This is a genomic window from Georgenia sp. 311 (assembly GCF_006151955.1).
GTDB lineage: Bacteria > Actinomycetota > Actinomycetes > Actinomycetales > Actinomycetaceae > Oceanitalea > Oceanitalea wutianyii.
In genome coordinates this window covers 1-6,646 of the sequence record NZ_VDFS01000064.1, presented here as the reverse complement: position 1 = coordinate 6,646, position 6,646 = coordinate 1, and the positions used below count along the sequence as shown (strand labels likewise).

The following is a 6,646-nucleotide window of genomic DNA, read 5'->3' as shown; positions in this document are numbered from 1 at the left end:
GTCAGACTGCCCCGCGAGGTGGGGCAGTCTGACGTCTCCCGACGTCGTACCCCGCCCACAGCCCCGGACCGCCCCGGACCGCCCCGGACCGGTCATCTCACGGCCGCGGGTCGACCCGCTTCCACCGCTTCTCCCCGCGGCGCGCGCCCATGCCGGCGGCACATCGCGGACACACGGCGGTGACGGCGTCTGCCCGGCTGCCGGTGGCCGGCTGGACATCTGCCCAGGCCACGTGCGGGAAACGCAGGAGCGGCTCCCGGCTCAGCGCGAGGCCGCACACCGTCTGGTTGGTCGCCGGCACCCACGCGTGGACCTCCCCGGCGGGAGCCCGGATCCCGTCGAGGTCGGGCGACTGGTCCGTCGCCACGACCGCCGCCGTCCTCGGGACCCGCTGCCTCACCCGCTGCTCCCGTCGGAGCCCGCCGGGTACTCACCGAGCGCGACCCGCCCCTCACTCCAGGCCGCGAGCACCGGCTCGACGATCCGCCAGCACTCCTCGGCGACGTCCCCGCGCACCGACAGCAGCGGGTCGGCCTCGAGCACCCCGGCGAGGACCTCGCCGTATGCGGGCAGGTCGCCCTCGCCGAAGCTCGTCGAGAGGATGACGCGGTCCAGGCTCCACGGGTCGCCGGTGCCGTTGACGTCGAGCTCGAGGTCGAGACACTCCGGCCCGAGCCCGATGCGCAGCCGGGTCGGCTGGGAGGTCCCGGTGAGCCCGAGCGGCAGGTGCGGCACGGGCTTGAACGTCACCAGCGCCTCCTTGCGCGTGGGCGACACCCCCTTCGCCGACCGCAGCGTGAACGGCACGCCCTTCCACCGCCAGCTGTCGATGAAGAACGTCACCTCGGCGAGCGTCTCCGTGCCGCGCTCCGGGTCCACGCCCGGCTCCTCCGCGTACGCGGGCAGGTCCCGCGCCCCCACCTGCCCGGCGCCGTAGCGGGCGCGGCGGCTGTAGATCTCCGGGTCCCCAGCCCGCGTCGCGCGCAGCACCTCGGCGATCCGGTCGCGCACGTCGCGCTCCCCCAGCGTCGTCGGCGGGTCCATGGTGATGAGCGCGAGGACCTGGAGCAGGTGGCTCTGGATCATGTCCCGCAGCGCACCGGAGCGGTCGTAGTAGCGGGCGCGGCCCTCGAGCGCGAGGTCCTCGTCGTAGACGATGTCGACCCGCTCCACGTGGGTCGCGTTCCACACCGGCTCGAAGATGCGGTTGGCGAAGCGGAACCCGAGGATGTTGAGCACGGTGCTCTTGCCGAGGAAGTGGTCCACCCGGTGGACCTGGTCCTCGGGCACCAGCCCGGCGACGACCTCGTTGAGCCGCCGCGCGGACTCCAGGTCGGTGCCGAACGGCTTCTCGATGATGAGCCGCGTGCCCTCCGGCAGCCCGATCTCCTGGAGGGCGAGGCACGCCTGCTCGGTGATCGCGGGCGGCAGCGCGAAGTAGATGACGATCGGCCCGTCGCACAGGCTGAGCAGACGCCGCAGCTCGAGGGGGTCGGTGACGTCGGCCTGAAGGTAGACGGACTCCTCCTCCAGCCGCCTGAGCGTGTCCCTCCCGGGCTCCTCCTCCAGCGGCGCGAACTGCTCCCACGGCGCCATCTCGATGCTCGGCTGGGCGACGAAGACCTCGCGCAGCCGGGCGCGCCACTGCTCGTCGTCCCAGTCGTCCACGCCCGCCCCCACGAGCCGCAGGTCGGGGTGGATCCCCGTCGCGAGCAGCCTGCCGAGCCCCGGCAGGAGCAGCCTCCCGGCGAGGTCCCCGCTGCCCCCGAGCACGAGCAGCGTGCGCGTGCCCTCCGCCTTCCGGACCTCTGTCCGGCTCACGACCTCAGCTGCCACGGGCACTCCTCACCGCCGTGGGCACCCCGGCGGCACCCCCTCTCCGTCCATCATTCACCCCTCGCCCGGGCCCCGTCCCCGCATCCGGCCCCCGGGCGTCGCGCCGGGGTGCGCTCCCGCCCCGGCCCACCTAGCGTCGAACGAACCCCCGCACCCGACCCGGAGGAACCCCATGTCGAACGTGACCATCATCGGCGGCCACGGCAAGGTCGCCCTCCTGCTCGCCCCGCTGCTCACCGAGCGCGGCGACACCGTGACCAGCGTCTTCCGCAACCCCGACCACACCTCCGACGTCGCGGCCACCGGCGCGGACGCCGTCGTCGCCGACGTCGAACGCCTCTCCCGCGACGAGCTCGCCGAGCTGCTCCAGGGCGCGGACGCCGTCGTGTGGAGCGCCGGCGCCGGAGGCGGGAACGCGGCACGGACCTTCGCCGTCGACCGCGACGCCGCCGTCCGCACCATCGACGCCGCGAAGCAGGCGGGCGTGCGCCGCTTCGTCATGGTGTCCTACGTGGGCGCCGGCCAGGACCACGGCGTGCCGCAGGACAACCCGTTCTACGCCTACGCCCAGGCCAAGGCGGACGCCGACGACCACCTGCGCGCCTCCGGCCTCGACTGGACGATCGTCGCCCCCGGCGCCCTCACCCTCGAGGAGCCCACCGGCCGCATCGACCTCGTGACCAAGGGCGACGGCGGAGCGCACGAGACGTCGCGCGCGAACGTCGCCCGGGTGGTCGCCGCGGCGCTCACCGAGCCCGCGACCGTCGGCCGGATGATCGAGTTCTCCGACGGCGACACCCCGATCGAGGAGGCGCTCACCGCGCACGGCTGAGCCAGCGCGGCAGTGCCCCGGACCTCACGAGGAGGTCCGGGGCGCTGCCGTCCCGCGGGTCAGTCCGTCGTGTAGACGAGCTCGGCCTGCTGGGCCGGGCCGCCGACCGACGGGTTGAGCCGGGTCTTGCCGCACGCGCTGTCGGGCAGCGCCACACGGTTGTTCGCCGGCCCGTAGAGCCGCTGGGCCGAGACCCACGGCTCAGCGGCGTCGCCGTCGAGCAGGAGCGGGATGAGGCCGCGCTGGTCCTGGGTCAGCGGGACCATGTAGCCGCGAGCCCGCTCCTGGACCCGCCAGCCGTGCGCCTCGATCCGCTCGGCGACCGTCGTCGGGAACCCGGGCGGGCTGTCCTCCCGCACGCCGTGGTACTGCTCCTCGGTGAGGAGGTAGCCACAGACCGGGGCGTCGAGGATCTGCTCCGGGCCGGGGACCTCCGGGTTCGGCGGGGCCTCACCGGGGTGCGGCGCCGGGAACGGGTCCACCGTGTAGGCGCCGCGGAAGACGATCGGCCCGCGGTTGAGCCGCTGCAGCCGGCGCCCCTCCTCGCCCGCCTCCTCGATCGCGTCCTGGTTGGCGTCGAAGTAGTCGAAGAACTGCTCGAAGGTGTAGATCGCCGAGTAGGTCTTGCGCTTGCGGGCCTCGGGGGTCTGCGAGCCACCGTCGGCCGGGCGGGTAGGCCCGCCGGCGCTGCGCGCCTCGAGCAGCACGCCGACGATGTTCTTCAGACCCAGGGTGTTGCGCAGGATCGTCTCCTGGCTCTGGCCCACCGTGCTGCCCCCCTCACAGCCGTAGGGACAGAACCACCAGCCGTCCTCCGAGCCCCGCTCGTACAGCCAGTTCTCCACGAGGTCCTTGCTCTGCCCGAAGACCGGCTCAGGGACGTTGAGGTGGCGCGGGAAGAGGATCGGCAGGTCGCCCGCCTGGTTGTTGCCGTACTCGTGCCCGTCGAACGCGGCGTCGGGCTGGTAGTCGCGCAGCATCGCGGTGAACGCGAACGTCTCGGGCTGCCGGATGAGGGAGAAGTCGCGGTTGAGGTCCTGGCCGGTGGCGTTGCCGCGCTGGTTGAGCGCCCGCCCGTCACCGTTGATCGACGGGACGAGGAGCACGGTCGCGTCGGACAGCAGGTCCATGGTGCGCTCGTCGTCGTCGAACGCGAGCTTGCGCGCGAGGATCAGGCACGCCTCGCGGGAGGACGGCTCGTTGCCGTGGACGTTGCAGTTGACCAGCGCCGTCGCCCCAGCGGCGACCTCCTCCGCCGTCTCGGGCGGGCTCGGGTAGCCGATGACGAACATGTTGATCGGGCGCCCCTGGAGCGTCTGCCCGATCTCGACGACGCGCACCCGGTCGCTCAGCTCGTCGATCTGCGCCGTGTAGGCCTGCTCCTCGACGTCGGTGGTGAACCGCGCGGCGGCCTCGAGCTCCCAGCCGGTGCGCAGGCCCTCCCCCGGCGTGTCCGGGTCGCCCCAGTGCGGCAGGGTCGTGTCGTGGACCGGCTCGGAGAACCCCTCGCCGGGGATGCCGACCCGCCAGCGGAACCTGTCGCCCGGGTCGAAGTTCGCGTCGGCGAAGGTCGGGACCTCCTGGTCGACCTGCCGGTTGGGCCGCCAAAGGCCGGTGATCACCGGCTCCCCGACCGGCTCGTCGTTCTCGTCGACCTCGGTGCGCTCGATCTGGTACTCGCTCACCCCGTCGACCGGTTCCCACCTCAGCGTGGCGAACCCGTACTGCTGCTCCACCTCCAGGCCCTCCACCTGCGCGGGCACCTGTGCCAGCGAGGGTGGGGCGGCGAACAAGGAGGCGATGAGCGCGGCGCCGGCCGCACCCCCCGTGAACAGGCGGACCCGGCGGCCCGTCAACGCTGTCGAACGTCTTTGCATGTCTTTCGTTCCTCATCTGCTCGGCGTGCTGGTCGCAAGCGGACGTGCGAGTACCACCCCCTCCCCGGGCACGGGGAGGCGTGGCGCGACGAGGACGAGAACGACCACAGACCCTGCACACCCCCCGATGCGTCGTACGTGCCGTTCACGCACCCAGGCCGTCGTTGGCCGTGGCGGGTCCGTGAATTCGGACGTTAACGGCAGGGCTAGCGCCCGTCAAGGAATGGTCACGTCGTGGGCACCGGGAGGGCGCCCGGACGGGCGGCGGTGTCGGTGACGGGGGGCACTGTCCGATGACGGAAGATCTGAGGCCCTTCCGGGGTTGGGGACAGGGTCGTGGCGACACGGCGGAAGAAAAGTGTGGCCCCCACGCGGGACCGCAGACCTAGACTGCTCGCCGGTTCGCGCGGCAGCACCCGACGGTGCCCCCGCGCACCGCGGGGCAGCGCGGCCACGTCCGACCCACCAGCAGGAGGCCCCATGACCGTCGACCAGCAGCAACCCGCCGGCCGGGTCGAGGCACCCGCCGCGGACGCGCCCGTGCCCTCCCAGGTCAAGCTCGTCATCGGGGTGCTGCTCGTCGCCTCGTTCGTCATGATCCTCAACGAGACCGTGATGAGCGTGGCGATCCCACGCCTCATGGACGAGTTCGCCGTCACCGCGGCCACCGCCCAGTGGCTCACCACGGCGTTCATGCTCACCATGGCCGTCGTCATCCCGACCACCGGCCTCATCCTCACCCGCTTCTCCACCCGCTCGGTGTTCCTCGCGGCGATGGGGACGTTCACGGCCGGGACCGCGCTCGCGGCGCTCGCGCCGGTGTTCCCGGTGCTCGTCCTCGCCCGGGTGGTGCAGGCGAGCGGGACCGCGGTCATGCTGCCGCTGCTCATCACGACCGTGCTCACGTTCGTGCCGGTCTCGCGCCGCGGCCGCACGATGGGCCTGATCTCCATCGTCATCGCCGTCGCCCCGGCCACCGGGCCGACGTTCTCCGGCTTCATCCTCAGCAACTTCGGCTGGCGCTGGATCTTCCTCGCCGTGCTCCCGATCGCAGCGCTCGCGCTCGTCGTCGGCGGCTCGCTCGTCAAGAACATCACCACGCCGCGCGCCGTGCCGTTCGATGCGCTGTCGATCCTCCTGTCCGCCACCGCGTTCGGCGGCCTCATCTACGGGCTGAGCAGCATCGGGGAGTCGACCGAGGGGCACGCCGCCGTGCCGCCGGTCGTCCCGCTCGTCGTCGGCGCGGCGGCGCTCACCGTGTTCGTGTGGCGCCAGCTCGGGCTGCAGCGGCGTGACGCCGCCCTCCTGGACCTGCGCCCGTTCCGGTCGCGGACCTTCAGCGTGGGCGTCGGGATGATGCTCATCTCGATGGGCGCGCTGTTCGGCACCCTCATCCTGCTGCCGATCTTCCTGCAGAACGTCATGGGGCTGAGCACGCTGGAGACCGGTCTCGTGCTGCTCCCCGGCGGTCTGACGATGGGCCTCATCGCCCCGCTCGTCGGGCGCCTGTTCGACCGGGTGGGACCGCGCCCGCTCGTGGTGCCCGGATCCGTCGCCGTCGCGACCGCGCTCGCGCTCATGACGCTGCTCGGCTCCGGGAGCGAGACGTGGCACGTCGTGCTCGTGCACGTCCTGCTGAGCATCGGGCTCGGGTTCCTCATGACCCCGCTCATGACGTCGGCCCTCGGGTCGGTGGAGCCCGCGCTGTACTCCCACGGCAGCGCGATCATGAACACGCTCCAGCAGCTCGCCGGCGGTGCCGGCACGGCCCTGTTCATCACCGTGATGTCCACCCGGACCGCCGACGGCGTGGCCGAGGGCCTGGACCCGGTGGTCGCCCAGGCCGCGGGCATCCACGACGCGTTCCTCTGGGGCGCGGGCCTGGCCGTCGTCGCCGTCGCGGTCTCCTTCCTCGTCCGCAAGCCCGTCACCCCGGCTGACGAGCCCACCCCGCCCGCTGCCCAGGCGACGCCCCCCACCCCCGAGGCCCCGGCCCTCACTCCGGAGCCCGCAGCCGACCACCGCTGACGCCACCCCCCTCCCGCGAGAGCCGACTTTCGCGCGAGAGCCGACTTCCGCCGTCGTCGTGCGGAAGTCGGCT

5 protein-coding genes are annotated in these 6,646 nt (G+C 72.8%); 2 read left to right on the top strand and 3 right to left on the bottom strand.

Annotated elements, in window-relative coordinates; translation table 11 throughout:
• Positions 1-97 precede the first annotated feature (97 nt).
• On the bottom strand, positions 98-367 hold the full coding sequence (locus FHE66_RS14480; protein WP_218013746.1) for a hypothetical protein: 270 nt from the start codon (positions 365-367) through the stop codon (positions 98-100).
• A 29-nt stretch (positions 368-396) separates the two neighbouring features.
• The gene (locus FHE66_RS14475) at positions 397-1,836 is read right to left on the bottom strand and encodes a glucose-6-phosphate dehydrogenase (RefSeq protein ID WP_230976386.1); all 1,440 of its coding nucleotides are present in this window, start codon (positions 1,834-1,836) and stop codon (positions 397-399) included.
• 172 nt (positions 1,837-2,008) lie between these two features.
• On the opposite strand from FHE66_RS14475, the gene FHE66_RS14470 reads away from it, so the two are divergent.
• Positions 2,009-2,668, top strand: coding sequence for an SDR family oxidoreductase (locus FHE66_RS14470; protein WP_139073689.1), 660 nt, complete (start codon positions 2,009-2,011; stop codon positions 2,666-2,668).
• A 59-nt stretch (positions 2,669-2,727) separates the two neighbouring features.
• Here the strand turns inward: FHE66_RS14470 and FHE66_RS14465 are convergent, their stop codons facing one another.
• A complete protein-coding gene (locus FHE66_RS14465; protein WP_218013745.1) occupies positions 2,728-4,524 on the bottom strand; it encodes a M14 family zinc carboxypeptidase in 1,797 nt (598 codons plus the stop codon).
• A gap of 501 nt (positions 4,525-5,025) precedes the next feature.
• On the opposite strand from FHE66_RS14465, the gene FHE66_RS14460 reads away from it, so the two are divergent.
• On the top strand, positions 5,026-6,573 hold the full coding sequence (locus FHE66_RS14460) for an MDR family MFS transporter (RefSeq protein ID WP_139073688.1): 1,548 nt from the start codon (positions 5,026-5,028) through the stop codon (positions 6,571-6,573).
• The last annotated feature ends 73 nt before the right edge of the window (positions 6,574-6,646 follow it).